This is a genomic window from Arthrobacter pascens, from assembly GCF_030815585.1.
In the GTDB taxonomy this organism is placed as follows: domain Bacteria; phylum Actinomycetota; class Actinomycetes; order Actinomycetales; family Micrococcaceae; genus Arthrobacter; species Arthrobacter pascens_A.
Genome location: NZ_JAUSWY010000001.1, coordinates 644,369 through 662,341, shown reverse-complemented (window position 1 = coordinate 662,341; position 17,973 = coordinate 644,369). Strand labels below are relative to the sequence as shown.

General features: G+C 65.5%; 17 protein-coding genes. 10 read left to right on the top strand and 7 right to left on the bottom strand.

The window, feature by feature from the left end; translation table 11 throughout:
• The first annotated feature begins 240 nt into the window (after window positions 1-240).
• The 4 genes from QFZ30_RS03090 to QFZ30_RS03075 all read left to right on the top strand — a co-directional run bounded on the left by QFZ30_RS03090 (window position 241) and on the right by QFZ30_RS03075 (window position 6,810).
• Window positions 241-657 carry a CBS domain-containing protein gene (locus QFZ30_RS03090; protein ID WP_307073376.1) on the top strand — a complete coding sequence of 139 codons (417 nt, stop codon included), beginning with the start codon at window positions 241-243 and terminating at the stop codon, window positions 655-657.
• Between the two features lie 630 nt (window positions 658-1,287).
• A complete protein-coding gene (locus QFZ30_RS03085; protein ID WP_307073374.1) occupies window positions 1,288-3,543 on the top strand; it encodes a S9 family peptidase in 2,256 nt (751 codons plus the stop codon).
• A 114-nt stretch (window positions 3,544-3,657) separates the two neighbouring features.
• Window positions 3,658-4,356 (top strand): peptidoglycan-binding protein, encoded by a 699-nt coding sequence (locus QFZ30_RS03080; protein WP_307073372.1) that lies wholly within the window; start codon window positions 3,658-3,660, stop codon window positions 4,354-4,356.
• Window positions 4,357-4,362: 6 nt separating this feature from the next.
• Window positions 4,363-6,810 (top strand): M50 family metallopeptidase, encoded by a 2,448-nt coding sequence (locus QFZ30_RS03075; RefSeq protein ID WP_307073370.1) that lies wholly within the window; start codon window positions 4,363-4,365, stop codon window positions 6,808-6,810.
• Window positions 6,811-6,831: 21 nt separating this feature from the next.
• On the opposite strand, the gene QFZ30_RS03070 is transcribed toward QFZ30_RS03075, so the two are convergent.
• Together QFZ30_RS03070 and QFZ30_RS03065 are read right to left on the bottom strand one after the other, a co-directional pair.
• Window positions 6,832-7,296: an SRPBCC family protein gene (locus QFZ30_RS03070; RefSeq protein ID WP_307073368.1), complete on the bottom strand. Its 465-nt coding sequence runs from the start codon at window positions 7,294-7,296 to the stop codon at window positions 6,832-6,834.
• Window positions 7,297-7,647: 351 nt separating this feature from the next.
• Window positions 7,648-8,250: a carboxymuconolactone decarboxylase family protein gene (locus QFZ30_RS03065; protein WP_307073366.1), complete on the bottom strand. Its 603-nt coding sequence runs from the start codon at window positions 8,248-8,250 to the stop codon at window positions 7,648-7,650.
• 844 nt (window positions 8,251-9,094) lie between these two features.
• Between QFZ30_RS03065 and QFZ30_RS03060 the strand changes: the two genes are divergently transcribed.
• Both QFZ30_RS03060 and QFZ30_RS03055 read left to right on the top strand, forming a co-directional pair.
• On the top strand, window positions 9,095-9,595 hold the full coding sequence (locus tag QFZ30_RS03060) for a hypothetical protein (RefSeq protein ID WP_307073364.1): 501 nt from the start codon (window positions 9,095-9,097) through the stop codon (window positions 9,593-9,595).
• 124 nt (window positions 9,596-9,719) lie between these two features.
• Window positions 9,720-10,337 carry a dihydrofolate reductase family protein gene (locus tag QFZ30_RS03055; RefSeq protein ID WP_307073363.1) on the top strand — a complete coding sequence of 206 codons (618 nt, stop codon included), beginning with the start codon at window positions 9,720-9,722 and terminating at the stop codon, window positions 10,335-10,337.
• Between the two features lie 22 nt (window positions 10,338-10,359).
• Here QFZ30_RS03055 and QFZ30_RS03050 read toward each other — a convergent pair whose 3' ends face one another.
• From QFZ30_RS03050 to QFZ30_RS03040, 3 genes are all read right to left on the bottom strand, one after another.
• Window positions 10,360-10,914, bottom strand: a complete 555-nt coding sequence (locus QFZ30_RS03050) for a GNAT family N-acetyltransferase (RefSeq protein WP_307073360.1) — start codon at window positions 10,912-10,914, stop codon at window positions 10,360-10,362.
• Between the two features lie 67 nt (window positions 10,915-10,981).
• A complete protein-coding gene (locus QFZ30_RS03045; RefSeq protein WP_307073358.1) occupies window positions 10,982-12,148 on the bottom strand; it encodes an acetate kinase in 1,167 nt (388 codons plus the stop codon).
• 52 nt (window positions 12,149-12,200) lie between these two features.
• Window positions 12,201-12,560, bottom strand: a complete 360-nt coding sequence (locus QFZ30_RS03040; protein WP_307073356.1) for a VOC family protein — start codon at window positions 12,558-12,560, stop codon at window positions 12,201-12,203.
• A gap of 68 nt (window positions 12,561-12,628) precedes the next feature.
• Between QFZ30_RS03040 and QFZ30_RS03035 the strand changes: the two genes are divergently transcribed.
• From QFZ30_RS03035 to QFZ30_RS03020, 4 genes are all read left to right on the top strand, one after another.
• On the top strand, window positions 12,629-13,753 hold the full coding sequence (locus QFZ30_RS03035; protein ID WP_307073354.1) for a GTP-binding protein: 1,125 nt from the start codon (window positions 12,629-12,631) through the stop codon (window positions 13,751-13,753).
• A gap of 73 nt (window positions 13,754-13,826) precedes the next feature.
• A complete protein-coding gene (gene ykgO, locus QFZ30_RS03030; RefSeq protein ID WP_307073352.1) occupies window positions 13,827-13,949 on the top strand; it encodes a type B 50S ribosomal protein L36 in 123 nt (40 codons plus the stop codon).
• 122 nt (window positions 13,950-14,071) lie between these two features.
• On the top strand, window positions 14,072-14,329 hold the full coding sequence (locus QFZ30_RS03025; protein ID WP_307073350.1) for a hypothetical protein: 258 nt from the start codon (window positions 14,072-14,074) through the stop codon (window positions 14,327-14,329).
• A 47-nt stretch (window positions 14,330-14,376) separates the two neighbouring features.
• Window positions 14,377-15,114, top strand: a complete 738-nt coding sequence (locus tag QFZ30_RS03020) for a VOC family protein (protein ID WP_307073348.1) — start codon at window positions 14,377-14,379, stop codon at window positions 15,112-15,114.
• Between the two features lie 28 nt (window positions 15,115-15,142).
• Here the strand turns inward: QFZ30_RS03020 and pta are convergent, their stop codons facing one another.
• Both pta and QFZ30_RS03010 read right to left on the bottom strand, forming a co-directional pair.
• On the bottom strand, window positions 15,143-17,218 hold the full coding sequence (gene pta / locus QFZ30_RS03015) for a phosphate acetyltransferase (RefSeq protein WP_307073346.1): 2,076 nt from the start codon (window positions 17,216-17,218) through the stop codon (window positions 15,143-15,145).
• A 101-nt stretch (window positions 17,219-17,319) separates the two neighbouring features.
• On the bottom strand, window positions 17,320-17,922 hold the full coding sequence (locus tag QFZ30_RS03010; RefSeq protein ID WP_307073343.1) for a DUF4190 domain-containing protein: 603 nt from the start codon (window positions 17,920-17,922) through the stop codon (window positions 17,320-17,322).
• Window positions 17,923-17,973: the final 51 nt, after the last annotated feature.

Below are 17,973 nucleotides of genomic sequence, written 5' to 3'. Positions count from 1 at the left end.
TCCTGGGACTACCGGACTGGTATTTCCTGCCTCCTGGGACTACCGGACTGGTATTTCCTGCCCCCTGGACCCTTTTCTTTTGATAAGCATGCTTAGCATAATTGTGGTGTCAGCGGTGTGGGACGTCGTTCGACCGAAACCGAAAGGTTTCCCTGGTGTCAGCGGCTGGCACGCCGTTCGACAGCAGGATCCAAGGAAGCAGGCGGCCCCAGCGCCGCCCCGATGGTTGGGAGACAGAAAATGCCCATCATGGCACGCGACATCATGACAGGCGGCGTTGAGTGCGTCGGCGAGAACGAGACGCTGGAGCAGGCCGCCAGGAAGATGAAGGATCTCAACGTCGGCTCACTGCCGATCTGCGGCGAGGACAACAGACTGAAGGGGATGATCACGGACCGCGACATCGTTGTGAAGTGTGTGGCCGACGGCGGCGACCCGAAGACCGCCACCGCCGGCCAGTTCGCCGAGGGGAAGCCGGTGACCATCGGCGCGGACGATTCCATCGAAGAAGCCATCCATACCATGCAGCAGCACCAGGTCCGTCGGCTTCCCGTAATCGACGGACACAACCTGGTAGGCATAGTCAGCCAGGCGGACATCGCCCGCAACTACCCGGAGGACCGCGTAGGCGAACTGGTGGAGTTTATTTCCTTCTGACCAGCGCGTCCTTCTGACCAGGGGCCCCCGGAGCTCGGCTCGGCCTCCTTACCGTCAGTCCCGCGTGGGATCGGGGCGCAGCGGTGCGGGACCCGGATCCGGAACCGGCAGAGGTCCGGGCGGTTCCGGCGTCGGGACCGGGCTGGGCCGGGCCGGGCCGGGGTGACCCGGCGACGTTGGATCAGGATTCAGGGGATCCGGGCCCGGCTCCGGTGGGAACGGCTCGGGTTCGTGCACTGGCGGGATGGTCATTTGGTTTTCCCTCTCACGCTGGGCGGACGTTCTCTCGCGTGATCAGGATACGCCTCACCCCCTCCCAACGCTCCCTCACCTTCCGCACGTACTTCCCAAACCCTCTCTCACTTCCTGCCGTAATTCTCCTGACGCTCTCTCACCTCTCGCAGGGATTCTCCCAACGCTCTCTCAGGTTGCGCTGCCACGAGTGGGGTTGCCGGGCAGGAAGTGCGAGAGCGTCGCGGTTTTGGCGGCAGGAAGTGCGAGAGCGCCGCGGTTTTGGCGGCAGGAAGTGCGAGAGCGTCGCGGGTTGGTGGGGCGGGGTGGTGGGGCGGTGCGCTCCCCCGGTAGCGAACGCCCACCCTCATTGCCCGCACGGGTCTATATATTGAAGTCATGACCCAGACTCCGCTGCAGGATTCCGCCAACACCGCCTCCGACGCCGCTGCTTCCGCCGAATCCATCCGGCCGCCGGTAGCCAAGAAGGTCCCGGTCGAGCGAACCCACCACGGCGACACCTTCGTTGACAACTACGAATGGCTGCGGGAGAAGGAATCTGCCGAAGTGGTTGAGCACCTGCAGGCCGAGAATGCCTACCAGGAAGCTGTCACCTCCCACCAGGAACCGTTGCGGGAGGCCATCTTCCAGGAGATCAAGGGCCGCACCCAGGAGACAGACCTGTCCGTCCCGAACCGCAAGGATGGCTGGTGGTACTTCAGCCGCTCGGCGGAGGGCAAGGAGTACGGCATCCAGTGCCGCGTCCGGGCCCAGGACACCGGCAACCCCGTGGCGGACTGGACTCCCCCGGCGGTGGAGGCCGGCGTCGAAATTCCCGGCGAGGAAGTGCTGCTGGACGGCAACGTCGAAGCCGAGGGCAAGCCGTTCTTCTCCGTGGGAGGCTCCGCCGTCACTGTCGACGGAAACCTGTACGCGTATGCGGTGGACAACGCCGGCGACGAACGCTTCACCCTGCGCATCAAGGACCTTCGCACCGGCGAGCTGCTGCCGGACGTCATCGAGAACATCTTCTACGGCGTCTCCTTCTCCCCTGACGGCACCCGCATCTTCTACACCGTGGTGGATGACGCCTGGCGCCCGTACCAGGTGAAGTCGCACGTGCTGGGCACTCCCGTCACCGATGATGAGGTGATTTACCAGGAGGACGACGTCGCCATGTGGCTGGGCTTCGAGCTCTCCTCTGACAGGCGCCACCTCGTGGTGGGCATCGGCTGCTCCGAATACAGCGAGACGCGCCTGCTGCGCTTCGACGACCCCTCCGGAGCCCTCACCACCGTCATCCCAAGGGGCGAACGCGTGCTCTACGAAGCCGAGCCGTTCCTGCTGACCGGCCCCGACGGTGAAAAATCCGAACGGATCCTGCTGACGCACAACCGCGGCGCCATCAACTCCATGGTCTCCCTGGTTGACCCGGCCGAGCTCACCAAACCGCTGGCCGAGCAGCGCTGGGACACCGTCGTCGGGCATTCCGACGACGTCCGCGTCAACGGCGCGGGCGTCACCTCCACGCACGTGGTTGTGTCCGTCCGGAAGGACACCATTGAGCGGGTGCAGGTCCTGGGCCTGGCCGGTTTGGGGACCCCCGCGCAGGAGGCCCCTGTGGAGCCCGCATTCGACGAGGAGCTCTACACTGCCGGGATCGGCGGCTCGGACTACGAGGCTCCGGTGATCCGGCTCGGCTACACCTCCTATTTCACGCCTTCGCGCGTGTACGACTTTGTGCTTCCCACCCCCGCGCAGCCCGCCGGCGAACTGCTGCTGCGCAAGGAAAGCCCGGTGCTGGGCGGCTACTCGGCCTCCGACTACGTGGCCACCCGCGAATGGGCCGACGCCGCCGACGGCATCAAAATCCCACTTTCGGTTCTGCGGCACAAGGCGGTCAAACAGGATTCGACGGCGGCCGGCCTGGTGTACGGCTACGGCTCCTACGAACTGAGCATGGATCCAGGGTTCGGGATCGCACGGCTGTCCCTGCTGGACCGGGGCGTGGTCTTTGTCATTGCGCATATCCGAGGCGGCGGCGAACTGGGCCGGCACTGGTACGAGAACGGCAAGAAGCTCACCAAGAAGAACACGTTCACGGATTTTGTGGACGCCACCGACTGGCTGGCCCGGTCCGGCTGGGTGAATCCGTCCCGGATCGCCGCGCTGGGAGGCTCCGCCGGCGGGCTCCTGGTGGGTGCCGTGGCCAACCTGGCCCCGGAGAAGTACGCCGCGGTGGTGGCGCAGGTGCCGTTCGTGGATGCCCTCACCACCATCCTGGATCCCGATCTGCCGCTGTCCGCGCTGGAGTGGGAGGAGTGGGGCAACCCCATCACGGACCCCATGGTGTACTCCTACATGAAGTCCTACTCGCCGTACGAGAATGTCCGCGACGTGGCCTACCCCAAGATCGCAGCGGTGACGTCCTTCAACGACACCCGGGTGCTCTATGTCGAGCCGGCCAAGTGGGTCCAGGAACTGCGGAACAGGACCACCGGGGACCAGCCCGTCGTAATGAAGATCGAAATGGACGGCGGCCACGGCGGCGCCTCCGGGCGGTACGTCCAGTGGCGCGAGCGTGCCTGGGACTACGCGTTCATCGCCGATTCGCTGGGGGCCACCGAACTGCTTCCGGGGGCCGGCCTGAAGTAAGCCCCCACATCGATTGCTCCGGAGGTACCCAAAAAAGCTAATCATGCTTACTATTGTCTGGCGCTGGGCTGCCCGCTGGGGGCAGGCCAACCCTGCGCCGGAACTGGAGGTTGCATGAGCATGGAAGAGGAACTGCGTCCCCTGACTGACGAAGAACTGACGTCGGAGCAGGCCACGGCCCTGCCGGACAAGGAAGTTGCATCTGTTCTGGACCTCAATGCCGATCTGGACCTGGGCATCGACGCTGCGGCCCCCATCGACCTGGCGGTAGCTGCCAACGCGAATGTGGCCGCGCCGATCGATGCCGCGGCCTCCGCCAACATCCTCTCCTATGGTTCCGAGGCCCAGGCCCTCGCGGACCAGGGCGTCATGATCGACCAGGGCATCGTGGCAGATGCGAATGCAGAAGCCACCCAGGACACCACCATCAGCCAGGGCAATGACGCGGTGGAAGGCGGCGAACCTGCCGCAGATGGCGCCACGGACGGGGCCACTCTCCCTGACGGTTCTGTTCCCGGCGAGAGCCTCCCCGACGTCGGCGCGCTGCCGCTTGATCCTGCTGCAGCGCTGGACGGGGACCTCCTCAACGTCAACGTGGACCTCGCCGCCGACGCCGACATCGCTGCCCCGATCAACGGCGCCGTGGCAGCCAACGCCAACGTCGCCGCCCCGATCGACGCCGCCGTGGCCGCGAACATCGGCTCCATCGACAGCCAGGCGTACGCTGTGGCCGAACAGGATGCCATCATCTCGCAGCACATCGAGGGTGAAGCCACCGCCTCGGCGGACCAGCAGTCCGACCTCGAACAGTAATCACAGGTGTCCACCGCGCAGGGCGGGCCACCTCCACAGGCGGGCCCGCCGCCGTCGCCCTCTGTTGCCGATGCCGACAGCACGCCCCCCGTGCCGGTCTGGGCTGACGGCGTCCAGCTCATTGGGCAATCGCAGGGTTCGGGCTATCGCGAGGCACCCTCCCTGGTGCGCCGCGCGGACGGCCAGACCCTGCAGCTGACGCAGCTGCTCTATCTGGTACTGGAGGCGGCAGACGGCACCCGCGGCCTGGCGGAGATCGCTGAATATGCCAGCGCCGGCTCCGGGAGACTGGTCAGCGCCGGGAATGTCCGCACGCTGATCGACTCCCAGCTGATGCCGATGGGCCTGCTCCAGCTGGCTGACGGGTCCCAACCGGAAGTCCGGAAGGCTGACCCGCTGCTGGGCATGCGCTTCCGCTACACGGTGACGGATCCGGAGCGCACCCGCAAGCTCACGGCCCCTTTTGCAGCCCTATTCAACCCGCTGATCGTGGTGGCCGTGACGGCTGCGTTCCTGGCCGCCTGCTGGTGGGTGCTGATGGTGAAGGGACTGGGCTCCGCCACGCACGAGGCGTTCGCGAATCCCTTCCTGCTGCTGCTGATCTTCGCCATCACCCTGCTCTCCGCCGGATTCCACGAGTTCGGACACGCGGCGGCTGCACGCAAGGGCGGCGCCACCCCGGGCGCCATGGGTGCCGGCCTGTACCTGATCTGGCCTGCGTTCTACACGGACGTCACGGATTCCTACCGTCTGGGCCGCGGCGGCCGGCTCCGCACTGACCTGGGCGGTCTGTACTTCAATGCCATTGTGGCCGTGGCCATTATGGGGACTTGGTGGGCCACCGGTTTCGACGCCCTGCTGCTGGTGGTGGTCACGCAGGTCCTCCAGATGGTCCGGCAACTGCTGCCCCTGGTCCGGTTTGATGGCTACCACATCCTGGCCGACGCCACAGGTGTCCCTGACCTGTTCCGGCGCATCAAGCCCACCCTCCTGGGGCTCCTGCCCTGGCGCCGGGGAAATCCCGAAGCCAACGTCCTCAAACCGTGGGCACAGGCCCTGGTCACCATCTGGGTACTGGTCACAGTGCCGCTTCTGCTGTTCAGCCTGGTGATGATGGTGATCGCGTTGCCGCGGCTGGTCGGCACAGCTTGGGCGAGCGCCTCGAACCAGCAGTCCTTGCTGTCCGGTAGCCTCTCCGCCGGGGACTTCGCGGGCGCTGCAGTGCGCGCCTTGGCGATCGCCGCCGTCGCACTTCCGATGCTGGGAATGCTTTACATTCTGCTGCGCCTCCTGAAGCAGCTGACCACCGCGCTTTGGCAAAAGACTCGTGGCAAAGTGCTGCAGCGTGGTGCAGCCATGGCTGCCACCGCGGCGCTGCTGGCCGGGCTCGCATGGGCTTGGTGGCCCGACGGCGGGACGTACCGTCCGGTGCAGCCGTACGAACGCGGAACGCTGGCAGACGCCACCGCTTCAGTTCTACCGCCATCCGGAACCGCACTCCGGGAGGGCGCGTCCGGCATGACTGTGGCCCTGTGGCCGTCGGGCGCGAAAATGCCCACGCGCGAGAATCCGCAACTGAGCATGGTGCTGGTGCCAGCATCAGGTATGGAGGCTTCAGCCGCACCATCCGGCACCCAGGCCGAGGCTCCGGCCGCCGGTGCCAGTCCGGCGCCCTCCTGGGTGTTCCCGTTCAACCGGCCTGACGCGGCGGAGCCTGACGACAACCAGGCGCTGGCGGTCAACACCACGGACGGTTCGGTGGCCTACAGTGTGGCCTTCGCACTTGTGTGGGCGGAGGACGGCGAACCCGTCGACACGACTAACGAGGCCTATGCCTTTGCCAGCTGCACGGGCTGCGCGGCGGTGGCTGTGGGATTCCAGGTGGTGCTGGTCGTGGGCCAGGTGGACGTCGTGGTGCCGGAGAACCTGGCCGCGGCGGCGAACTACAACTGCCTGCAATGCCTCACCTACGCACTGGCCAGCCAGCTGGTCCTCACCCTGGATGGACCGCTGAGCGAGGACGGCATGGCCCGGCTGACGACACTCTGGGCCGAGATTGCCGAGTATGGCAGGAACATCCAGAACGTGCCGCTCTCCGAGATCCAGGCCAAGCTCTCCGGGTATAAGGAGCAGATCGCCGCCCTCATCCGGGCAGACCCGAGCGCCACGAAGTCCGGAACGTCCACGGGCGCGTCTACGCCGGCTCCCACGGATGGTGCTGGCATACAGTCATCCTCCGGTTCCGCCGGCTCCCAGGCGCCCGCCACGGCACCTGCCCCGGCAGGGACCGGGCCAGCCACCGCCCCCGCCACAGGCCAACCAGCTCAGCCAGCGCCGGGCGACCCGTCGCCGTCGGCCGTGCCCAGCTATGGGACTCCTGTAGAGACTGCTGATCCCGCGCCCGCGGAAACGGGACCGGCGGCGGAACCGCAACCGAGCATCACTCCCACCTAGGAGGCAGGCAGGTGCGGGCGATCAGCCCTCCCGGCCAAGCTCAGGGTGCTCGGACAGCAGCTCGGCAAGCGTCTCAAGGTTGGCGCGGACCGTCCGGGCCTGGGCTTTTTCCACGAACCGGTCGGCCAGTTTGCCGAACACGCCGCCCAGGCCGGACTCCGCATCGATCCGATAGGTGAGGCGGGTGCCGTCGCCTTCCGGTTCAAAGGTGCTGGTGACAGTGAATTCCAGCGTTCCGTCCACCGAGCGGGATACAAGGCGGCCGGGAGGCTGGAATTCCCCGACTTCCAGGGTCCAGTCAAATTTCTTTCCGACAATCTTGCTGGTGCCCTTGGCCCGTGTGCCCAGCCCAACGGGCTCGTCCCCGATCGTTTCGGCATGTACAACCGACGAGTCCCAGACGGGGAAATTCTCGCTCTTCGACAGGAAATTGAAGACTTCCTGCGGAGGGAGGGCAATGTAGATGCTTTCTTCTACGGTGGGCATCGTGTTCTCCTTTGGACACGCCTTGTACCGGCGCGGCTTGGCTGGCAGATAAGGACAGCGCCATCTTGGCCCCGGCACCCCCGGCAGTCAATGGGCGTCGTCATGGCGGCCACAAGAGGCGCGGATAAACTTGGAGTTGGCCATGTAACGAACATGCTTTGCGTGGGAGCGTGCCTCAGAGAGCGGCGGGGGCGGGCGCTGGGCACTTCCGGACCTGGGCTATGGCCGCCTGCTGAACGGGTGCCCGCTGTCGGTGGCAGCGCCGTTCCCGAGTCGGCCCTGAGTTGGCCGTCGCGATCCTCAATCAAACACCGCCCGCACTACTGGCGGTGCGGTACGCCCCGACCGTGCTCAACCACGGGAATGTTTGGACGGATGGGCCCGCGGCAGGGGCGCCAACAGCGCATCCTGCAAGTCCTGACTCAGCCCCTCGGGGACGTCAAGGTCCACAGCTAGGGCCAGCAAGGACCGGCTGTAGAAGTTCCTGGCCGCAGCCGCCATTGTGATGTCAGCGATTTCGCGGTCGCTGGAGCCGAGGTCGCGCAACTGCCGGGCGTCGTCGTCAGTCATGGCGGCCGCATCACTGCTGAGCTTCACCGCATAGTCCATCATGGCCACCTCAGCGGTAGATAAGCCTGCGTCGTGAAAGTCTCGGGCTATGGCCAACAGTTGGTCTTCGTCGATGACCTTAAGTGTCTTTTTCCCGTGTGCCAGCCTGCAGTGGGAAGAACCAATGACTTGGGCCGCAGCGAGGGTTACCAATTCATAGCGGCGAAGGCCCAGGGAAGAACTAATGGCCCTCGTCAAGGATTCCCACGCCAGGTAGGCTTCCGGGTTCAGGCTCATGGCCTTGGTGTGGCTTGGTACGTAGCCGAGCGAGCGGACATCGTCGGCGTAGATTTCAGCCTTCAGGCCGGAGGCCTCCGCTTCGGACGTCAATTTCAGGATGGTCATGAGTACTCCTCAGGTTGTTGGCTGCGGGAGATCGCTGCCGCAGGTGGTGCCCTCACCCAGCGTCGGAGGCTCTGATGCGACTCATTGTGGCCTTTCGGCCTGGTGCTTGTAAATGACTGTGGCTCACGCCCCCCGCCCGCACGAACGCCGCGCTGAAGGGCTAACACGCGCCGTATTAGAGCAAACCTCCAGACTTGGACGACATCCTTCTATCGATGAAGCTCCGACCGGGGCATTTTTCGGCGGCGGCAGCAGCGGTGACCGTGAGGGTCTATTCGGCAATCGTATTGACACAATCCAGTGGCCGGGCCAATCTAAGAAACACTTATTCGCGCCGGTAACATCGGATGATTTCGCGGTTCGGCGCTGGGACGCCCGCGACTTCGCAACAGAGAAGGACGCCATGTCTGTGCGCACCCTCCCGAATCGCTATATCCGACGCAGTCTGGGCGCGGAATCCGGAAGCTACTTGATCCCAGCAAATTACTCATGGGTTCTCCGGAGCTGTAGAAATTCCGGCGGATCAACGTCCCGCTAACAGCCCGATAAAGGCTTCGTGCCGCCGGAGGGCAGGGTGCACGGAGTCATCGTTCGACCAAAAAAGATCTACACAAAAACAAGGCAGCCAAGCGAAGGACGGGCACACGAGGGTCTTACGTCAGGCCACAGCTCAAACTCCGCGACGACGCCCGAAACAATCGATGGGAGAAGGACCATGGAACAGCCGATGGCCCAAGAAACAGGGGACACGCGGGATTCATCAGGGGCGAATCCGGGCGCTGTTCGTGGAACTGCCATTTGCGCAGTTCTGGGCGGGCTTCTTCTGGTCGCGTACGCACTCCTCATGAACCTGAAACCCAGAGGCTGCATCGTCGAAGAATGTGTTGGCCAAAGTTACCGCGCCGCTGGACCACTGGAGTCAACCCTGATCCTGGCGGCCCTGGGGTTGATGATTGCGACCGCGTTTGGCCTCTTCTGGATGCACCGTTTCGAGGGCCGGGGAACGCGAATGGTGCGGATAGCCGCCCTCGTCGCTGCGGTCTCACTGTTCATCGGCGTAGCGTTGGCTAACGTCTTCTGGTGGGCAGGCTTTGCTGCCCTTCTCTTGGCCATGTTGGCCTTCGCGGTCACTGGCGCAGGACTGATGAGGTCCCGGGTTTTGCCTCCGTGGTCAGGAGCAATGTTGATCCTGACAACTCTATTGCTGCTCGTCCACAACGATCAGAACGAGCTGATTCTCCTTGTCATTCCCTTCGGAGTGACCTGGATGGTCCTAGGCGGCTTGCTGTGGTCCACGGCGCCATCTTCCACTGGAAGATGGCATGCCCGTATTCAGCACGCGTGAGGCCCATTACGGAAACCACGCAGGGCGGGCGATTTTGGAACCGACGACCAGTACATGAGCGCCGCAGTGGGAGACTGTCCGTGGTGCACCCGTCTGCTGACCCGACCCCGAGAGGCACCACACCATGAAACTGACACTCACGGAGTTCGTGACTTTGGACGGCGTTTCGCAGGGTCCGGGGTCCCCCGATGAGGACACCAGCGACGGCTTCACCCAAGGTGGCTGGCTGGTCCCCCACATGGACGAGGAGTTCGTCCAACAGGCTGCGGACTGGCTCAGCGGGGCCGACGCTTTGCTGTTTGGCCGCCGCACCTACGACAACTTTGCCAGGGACTGGCCGAAGATCACGGACCCCGATGATCCGTTCGCCGAAACGATGAACGGCATCCAGAAGTACGTCGCCTCCCGCGGCCCGGTGGAGGCTTCCTGGGCGCCGACGACTGTCCTGTCCGGAGACGTCCCGGCGCAGGTGGCAGAGCTGAAGCGGCAGCCCGGCAGGGAGCTACAGATCCACGGAAGTGCCAGGCTGTCCCAGTCGCTCCTGGCCGCGGGCCTGGTTGACGAGGTGCGGCTGGTGGTTGCCCCCGTGGTGGTTGGAAACGGAAGGCGGCTGTTTCCGGAGGGAGGTGCCCCGGCGGGGCTGCGTTTGGCCCGCAGCACGACGACGCCGGGCGGCCTCGCGATTCTGGTCTATGAGTCGGCAGGGCTTCCGGAGTACGGGACGTATCAGGCTGGCGCGTAGGAGGGCCGCGGTTCAGTCAGGCTCAGCCGCGCGTGCGCCATTCCTTCTCCAGGATGGAGTAGACCAGCTCGGTGGCCCACTGGCCTTTGTAGTGCCATTTGTCCACCAGCCGGGCTTCCAGCCGCATGCCCAGCCGTTCGCACAGCACGGCGGAAGCGGTGTTGAGCTCATCCAGGCGGGCTTCGATCCGGTGGAACCCCAGCTCCTCGAACCCCAGCTTGAGCACGCCTTCCGCGGCCTCGGTGGCGTAGCCCTTGCCGCGCGCTCCGGGCGCCAGGGTCCAGCCCGCCTCGCCCTGCCCGCGGCCCGGGAGCCATTTGAGCACCATTTCGCCCAGCAGGCCCGCCGACCCCTTGGCCTCGATGGCCAGGCACACCCAGTCGCCTTCCTTTTCAAAGACGAAGTTGGCGTACTTGCCCACCCGTTCCATGGACTGCGTGTAGGTCTTGGCCGGTCCCGGCAGGAAACGGGCCGTCTCCGGCATTGAATGGTAGCCATGGAAGGCGTCCAGGTCTCGGCCTTCGAAACGGCGGAGAATCAGCCGCTCCGTGCGGATGGGCAGGGTGATGTCCGGCATCCACAGAGACTACGCCATGCCCGATCGATTGCTCCAAATCCGCCGTTCTGAGCCCTCAAAAGAGCGGCTACGGAGCAGCCGATGAACCGACGACGGCGGCAGTCGCCTCCGCGATGGCCTGCTCTTCGTCGGTGGGCACCACCAGGACCGGGATAGCGGACTCCGGGGTGGAAATCACCCGTGGTTCCCTGGACCGCTCACTGTTCAGGCCGGCGTCGAGCTCTATGCCCAACGCCCCCAGCCGCTCAGCCACCTGGGCGCGGAACTGGTGGGAGTTCTCGCCGATGCCCGCGGTGAACACCAGGGCCTTCGCGCCGCCTACCGCCACGTGGTACCCGCCGATGTACTTTGCCAGCCGGTAGGACGTGACGGCGAGCGCCATCGAAGCCCTGGCATCACCGGCCTCGGAGGCTTCCACGACCGAGCGCATGTCATTGTTGCCGGCCAGCCCCTTCAGGCCGGAGCCGCGGTTGAGCATGGTGTCGATGTCCTCAGGGCTCCAGCCTGCCCTGCCCAGGAACACCAGGATGGACGGGTCCAGGTCCCCCGAGCGGGTGCCCATCACCAGGCCCTCCAGCGGGGTGAAGCCCATGGACGTGTCAACGGACTTGCCGCCCCGGATGGCCGTGACGGAGGCGCCGTTCCCCAGGTGGGCGATCACGCCGTCGAACTCTTCCACCGGAACGTCCAGCAGCGCGGCGGCGCGGTGCGTGACGTATTCGTGCGAGGTGCCATGGAAGCCGTAGCGGCGGATGCCGTGGTTCGTGTAGAGCTCGTCCGGTACGGCGTAGCGCCAGGCGTGCTCGGGCAGGGTGCGGTGGAAGGCGGTATCAAACACGGCCACCTGCGGGAGGGCCGGCCACTTTTTGGTGATGGCACGGATCCCGAGGACGTTGGCGGGATTGTGCAGCGGCGCCAGCGGGTTGAGACGTTCGATGGCGCGGGTGATCTCATTATCGATCAGCACCGGCTCGGCGAACCGCTCCCCGCCGTGCACCACACGGTGGCCGACGGCCCCAAGCTCAAGGTCCCCGAGTTCCCCGTGGATGGCGGCGTCCACCTGCTCCAGCGCCGCCGCATGGTCCCGGGGGCCCTCAATCTCGCCGTCCCCGTCACCGCCGTTGCCCATACCGATCTTTTCGATCAGCCCTTCGGTAAGCACACTGCCGGCGGCGACATCGCGCACCTGGTACTTGAGCGAAGACGAGCCGGAATTGATGACGAGCACAAGCATGGTGGCCTCCTGAGCCTTGCTACTGCGGTAGGACCCACTATAAATTGCCGGGCTAACGGTCGGTCAGCAGCAGCGTGTTGCCGTCGGGGTCTGCGAGTGTGAAAAAGAGGCAGACGTCGGCCGATCCTTCAACGGCGCCGACCGGGATACCCTGCCGTTCAAGCTCTGCACGTTTGCCGGCCAGGTTTTGGACCAAAAAGTTGCAGGTGGCCCACTTGAGTCCGGGTGTGGCCTTGATGCCGCTCTCCGGCCCAAGCAACGTCAGCGACGTGCTGCCTGCACCGTCCCCCAGGACCGCACTCCAGTTGTCCAGGGCAAGGATGTCCAGGCCTAGGATCTGGCTGTACCAGCGTGCGGCGACGGACGGGTCACTCACGGGAATGAACGCGGTGGTGATCATGGCGGATGACATGACAGTGATGCTACCCAACCACATGGCTCGGGTTGTATTTGAGAATCATTCTCATTAGACTCAACGGCATGCATCTCACCGTTATCAGCTCGCTCGACACCCTGTGCCGCCAGCAGGCCTGCGAGGCCATGGCGGCCGCGAATCCCCGGGCCCTGGTGGTCCTCCACGATCTGCTGGAGAACGGCCTTGTCATCCGCCGCGTGTCCGGCCATTCGAAGATCATCGAGCGCCATGAGACACACCTGAAGCACGGCTGCCTGAGTTGCACGGTGCGGCTTGATGTGGTGCCCACCATCGAACAGCTGATGGCCCGCGGGGAGGAGCATGTCATCATCGGCCTCCCTCCGGCAGTCTCATCTGAGTCAGCCATCGGGGCCCTCAGGCGGGGGCTGTCCCGTCCGGTCACGGTTGATTCGGCGGTACTGGCTTGCGCACCAGATGCGCTGGAGGACCATATCTGGGACCACCACACGCTGTTCGAATCCGGGTTCACGCCGGTCCCGGAGGACCAGCGGACGGCCGGCGAATTCCTCATCGGGGAACTGGCATTCAGTGACACGGTTCTGCTGGCCGAAGTGGACCTCCTTCCGGTTGACCCTGCCCTGCGCCTCCGGGGCGTCCAGCTCATCAGGGAACTGGCGCCGCACGCAGACGTGGCCGGCAATGCCGACGATATCCGGCCGGGCCGCCACGACTACCAGGACGCCCTGAGCAGGACAATGCCCGGTTCAATTCGGATCCCCGCCGGAGCATCGGCCTCGCCCTTCACCACGGTGACCCACCGGGCTGAGCGCCCACTGCACCCCGACCGGTTCCGGCAAGCCCTCATCTCGCTGGCCGAGGGATGCTGCTGGCTGCGGGGCCGGCTGTGGATCGCAGCCGCGCCACGCTGCCGGATCGCAATCCAAGGCATCGGACCGCGCGTATGGCTGGAAAACACCGGGCCCTGGCTGGCAGACCAGGATGCCGGTCCGGCATCGGATCCCCTGAAGTATTTGGACGCGCACCTGGACTGGCATCCGGAGCATGGCGACCGCGGGAGTGTACTCGCCGCAACCGGCGAGGACATGGACCCAGACGAAATCGCGCAGCTTCTCGCCGGATGCGAACTTACCGATGCCGAAAATGGAAGCCGGCTTTGCCGGGTTGACCGATCCGTTCCAGCTGGACCCAAGCCACTGACCCTGAACTGAACTGCCCTCAGCCCACGTCGCGTTATCAACTGGCCTCAACAACCCATCTGGCCTCAACAAAAGGAGCAAACCCATGAAGGTAAGAAATTCGCTGCGTGCCCTCAAGAAGATTCCCGGCGCCCAGGTAGTCCGCCGTCGCGGGCGCACCTTCGTCATCAACAAAAAGAACCCCCGCTTAAAAGCCCGGCAGGGTTAAATCCGGGCCGTTGCGAAAGCCCGGCGGCTGCGCTTAGAGTCGTCGGGCAAGCGCTCCACAACCGGCCGCTTCAGGCAGCCGGGACGTAGGACGCCGACGCAACACGCAAAGAGGGACTTTCCATGACGAACGACACCACTCAGCCAGACAACACCGAGCCCAAGCCCACCCACACCGAAACCGCCAAGCCGGACCCCACCGTCGTCGAGGGCGCCAACCCGGCGCTGGACGATACCGGAGAAGTGAAGGCCGCCGAAGTAGGGGAAGCTGCCAAGCCGCCCAAGGATCCCGAAGACCTGGACCTCACCCCGCTGGGACTGTCAGACGAGCCGGCCAAACAGGAGGATCCGGAGAGCCTGGCAAGCCCCGAAAACAGCTAGCGCGTGTCTCCCATACCGGGTATTAGCTGGATATAGGGTTTGGCGGTATGGCGCTGCGACTTGTTCAGGTGAATTTCAAGGCTCGGGATGACTCAGCCCTCGGCCGGTTTTGGGCGGACGCCCTCGGCTGGGGTGTTTCCAGCGAGGGACCCGGTGTGACCAACGTTGAACCTGTGGGCTTCGCCTGGCCGGACCCCTCCGCCGTCTGCATCGATGTGGTCACCGTCCCGGACCCGGAGACGGTGAGGTACCGCGCGCACCTCGATCTCGCCACCACCTCTGCGGCCCATCAGGAGGAACTGGTCGCCCGGCTGTTGGAGCTCGGTGCGACGCCCGCCGACGTGGGCCAGGGTGACGTTCCGTGGACGGTCCTGGCCGATCCGGAGGGCAACGTATTTTGCGTGCTGGAGCCCCGGGAGATCTACAAGGACACCGGGCCGATCGCCACAGTGGTGGTCAACTGCTCGGATCCGCGGGCCATGGCCCGGTTCTGGAGCGAAGCGACGGACTGGACCCTGCACGAGGTGGACGACGACCATGCGAGGCTGCGTTCGGCCAAGGGTGTCGGGCCCTACCTGGAGCTGCTTCGCAGGCCCGGCAAGGAGACCGTGTGGAACCGTGTCCATCTCGACCTGAGGCCGTACGCAGGTGATGATCAAGCGGCAGAGGTGGCCCGGCTGCGGGCTCTGGGCGCCACTGACGCCGACGTCGGCCAGGGCGATGTGCCATGGGTGTGCCTCGCCGACCCGGAGGGCAACGAGTTCTGCGTCCTCACCCCGGGCTGACGCAGAGCATGCGCAGCGCCGAGGGCACCTAAGCCGTCGCCTGCGCCTGGATTGCCGTGATGGCCACAGTGTTCACGATGTCCTCCACCGTGCAGCCGCGGGAGAGGTCGTTGACCGGCTTCCGCAGGCCCTGCAGCACAGGCCCGACGGCGACAGCACCGGAACTCTGCTGCACCGCCTTGTACGTGTTGTTGCCGGTGTTAAGGTCCGGGAAGATGAAAACGGTGGCCTGCCCGGCCACCGAGGATCCCGGCATCTTGGATTCAGCGATGGACGCGTCCACGGCGGCGTCGTACTGGATGGGGCCTTCGACGGCGAGGTCCGGGCGGCGTTCACGCACCAGTCCGGTGGCCTGCCGCACTTCGTCCACGGCCTCACCCGAGCCTGACCCGCCGGTGGAATAGGACAGCATTGCCACCCGCGGCTCCACACCGAACTGGGCCGCAGTTTCGGCGGAGGCCAGGGCGATGTCCGCCAGCTGCTCCACATTGGGGTCAGGGTTGACCGCACAGTCGCCATAGACCAGCACCCGGTCCGGCATCAGCATGAGGAATACGGAAGACACGATCTTCACGCCGTCCCGGGTTTTCACGAACTCCAGCGCCGGCCGGATGGTGTGGGCCGTGGTGTGCGCGGCCCCGGACACCATGCCGTCCACCACACCCAGCTGGACCATCATGGTGCCGAAGTAGCTGCCGTCCTGCATGATCTCCAGCGCCTTGGCCAGATCCACGCCCTTGTGCGCCCTGAGCTCGGCGTACTTCTCCGCGAAGCCCTGCCGCAGCACTGACGTGGCCGGGTCCACGATGTTGATCCCGGACAGGTCGATGCCCCGTGCCGCTGCCAGTTCCCGCACGTCCGATTCCCGCCCCAGGAGCGTGAGATCGCAGACGTCCCGGCGGTGCAGGATCTCGGCCGCCCTCAATATCCGGACGTCCGTACCCTCCGGCAGCACCACGTGCCGGCGCTGCGACCTGGCCCGTTCGATGAGGTCGTGCAGGAACCGCAGCGGCGTCATCCGCTCGGCCCGCGGCAGGTGGAGCCGTTCCATCAGCTCGGCCTCGTCCACGCGCCTTGACCAGAGCCCCAGCGCGGACGCCACCTTGCGCCGGTGCCCGGACCAGATCTCGCTCCGTACTTCGGACACGCGGCGCGCGGTGGTGTAGGTGTCCTCGCTCGCGGCAAATACGGGAAACGGCGCCTGCGCCAGGAGCGGATAGATGTTGGCGTCCGGAGCCAGGCCGCCCGTGAGGATCAGGGCCGACGGCACAGGGAACTCCGGTGAGAATGACGAGGCCAGGCAAGCCACCATCACGTCCGCGCGGTCTCCGGGGACTATCACCAGGGCACCCTCGTCCAGCACGTTCAGGAAGTTGCCCACGTTCATGGCCGCCACCTTGATGTCCCGCACATCGCGTTCCATGTCGGCGCGGCCGGCGATCTGGCGCACGCCCAGGGCGGCGGCCACCTCGCCGGTGGTGGGCCGGGCGATCTCCTCCAGCTCGGGCAGGACATACACCGGCCGGCCGGACGCCCCGGGCTTTATCTCGGCGGCGATGGCCTCCACATCGGCGGGATCAGCGCGGTTCACCATGATGGCCAGCAGCGCGCACTTCCCTGCGGCGAGCTCCTTGCGGGCAACCTGGACTGCGGCCGCCGCCTCCGCGACCGTGCGCCCCTTCGCGCCCACCACGGCTACAACGGGCGCGGCCAGGTTGTTGGCCAGGCGGGCGTTGAGGTCAAACTCGACGGCGGCGTCCTGGCCGGTGAGGTCCGTCCCCTCCACGATTACCACGTCGCAGTGGCGGGATATTTCGGCAAAGATCTCCACGCACCTGCCGTCGATCTCGGCCCGCTTTCCTTCAGCAAGCAATGCCCGGACCTCAGCGAAGGTCAGGCCGCCCCGGCAGCGGTGGTCGTCGAGCTCGAAGCGTGACTTCATCAACGCCACCATCGGGTCGTTCATCGCGTCGGGACCGAGGACCACGGGCTTGAAGAAGCCGATCCGGTCAGCGTGCCGGTGCAGGGTGTCTGCAAGGCCCAGTGCCACGAGTGACTTCCCGGAGCCCGGGGTGGTTGCGCTCACGTAAATGCCTTTGGCCATGGTCCGCCCTTTGCTGTGCTGGTGCAGTTCCTCCCCATCCTTGCACTTCCCGGTCGGGTTTCGCCTGCCGCGAATTGCGGGCGGGCCCGCGGGCGTAGCAGTCAGCCGCTATGGCCCTGTGATGAAAAGAGGCCGATGGTGATGTACGAGACGACGAACATGGACGCGTAGCCGACGACGAGTGCGGCTATGGCCAGCCCCCGGCCGCCTTGACGCGTGGTCTTGATCTGGTGCAGGGCGATGTGCCCCAGGATGACGCCGGCCGGCCCGATGAAGAACGATGTGATGAGTGCGGCGGTGGCAATGGTGTTGGTTTTGGCAGGTGCGGATCCGTGGCCCTGATACTGCTGTGGAACCACCGCCTTCCCGGTTCGGCGGTAACCCCTATCCAGGAGGCCGCCGACCGTTCCAGCGATTGCACCTGGCAAGGCCAATAGGGCGACGAGTTGCCGCAACATGCTGTATGGCCACACCAGGGCAACGCCACCAACCACGACTGCAGGCGCTGCCACGCACGCCGTAACCCAATGCGGATGGCCCCGACGGAACGACCAGACCGCTGCTGCGAGCGACGCTGCGGAGCCGCCCAGCAGATACAGGTTGCCGACGCGTGCATCCTCCACAAATTCCGGTATCGGCTGGTATCCCAGGATGAACATCGACCTCCATAGGCCAGTGACCATCAGGACGACGGACGCGATCACCAGAAGAGCCCAGAGGATAACGCCTGGCCATCCCCGACGGAGGACTGACGT

Excerpts from the sequence above, each read along its gene's own strand:
- QFZ30_RS03090 (WP_307073376.1), top strand. The coding sequence starts at position 241 with ATGCCCATCATGGCACGCGACATCATGACAGGCGGCGTTGAGTGCGTC.
- QFZ30_RS03085 (WP_307073374.1), top strand. The coding sequence starts at position 1,288 with ATGACCCAGACTCCGCTGCAGGATTCCGCCAACACCGCCTCCGACGCC.
- QFZ30_RS03080 (WP_307073372.1), top strand. The coding sequence starts at position 3,658 with ATGAGCATGGAAGAGGAACTGCGTCCCCTGACTGACGAAGAACTGACG.
- QFZ30_RS03070 (WP_307073368.1), bottom strand. The coding sequence starts at position 7,296 with ATGCCCACCGTAGAAGAAAGCATCTACATTGCCCTCCCTCCGCAGGAA.
- QFZ30_RS03065 (WP_307073366.1), bottom strand. The coding sequence starts at position 8,250 with ATGACCATCCTGAAATTGACGTCCGAAGCGGAGGCCTCCGGCCTGAAG.
- QFZ30_RS03060 (WP_307073364.1), top strand. The coding sequence starts at position 9,095 with ATGAACCTGAAACCCAGAGGCTGCATCGTCGAAGAATGTGTTGGCCAA.
- QFZ30_RS03055 (WP_307073363.1), top strand. The coding sequence starts at position 9,720 with ATGAAACTGACACTCACGGAGTTCGTGACTTTGGACGGCGTTTCGCAG.
- QFZ30_RS03050 (WP_307073360.1), bottom strand. The coding sequence starts at position 10,914 with ATGCCGGACATCACCCTGCCCATCCGCACGGAGCGGCTGATTCTCCGC.
- QFZ30_RS03045 (WP_307073358.1), bottom strand. The coding sequence starts at position 12,148 with ATGCTTGTGCTCGTCATCAATTCCGGCTCGTCTTCGCTCAAGTACCAG.
- QFZ30_RS03040 (WP_307073356.1), bottom strand. The coding sequence starts at position 12,560 with ATGTCATCCGCCATGATCACCACCGCGTTCATTCCCGTGAGTGACCCG.
- QFZ30_RS03035 (WP_307073354.1), top strand. The coding sequence starts at position 12,629 with ATGCATCTCACCGTTATCAGCTCGCTCGACACCCTGTGCCGCCAGCAG.
- ykgO (WP_307073352.1), top strand. The coding sequence starts at position 13,827 with ATGAAGGTAAGAAATTCGCTGCGTGCCCTCAAGAAGATTCCCGGCGCC.
- QFZ30_RS03025 (WP_307073350.1), top strand. The coding sequence starts at position 14,072 with ATGACGAACGACACCACTCAGCCAGACAACACCGAGCCCAAGCCCACC.
- QFZ30_RS03020 (WP_307073348.1), top strand. The coding sequence starts at position 14,377 with ATGGCGCTGCGACTTGTTCAGGTGAATTTCAAGGCTCGGGATGACTCA.
- pta (WP_307073346.1), bottom strand. The coding sequence starts at position 17,218 with ATGGCCAAAGGCATTTACGTGAGCGCAACCACCCCGGGCTCCGGGAAG.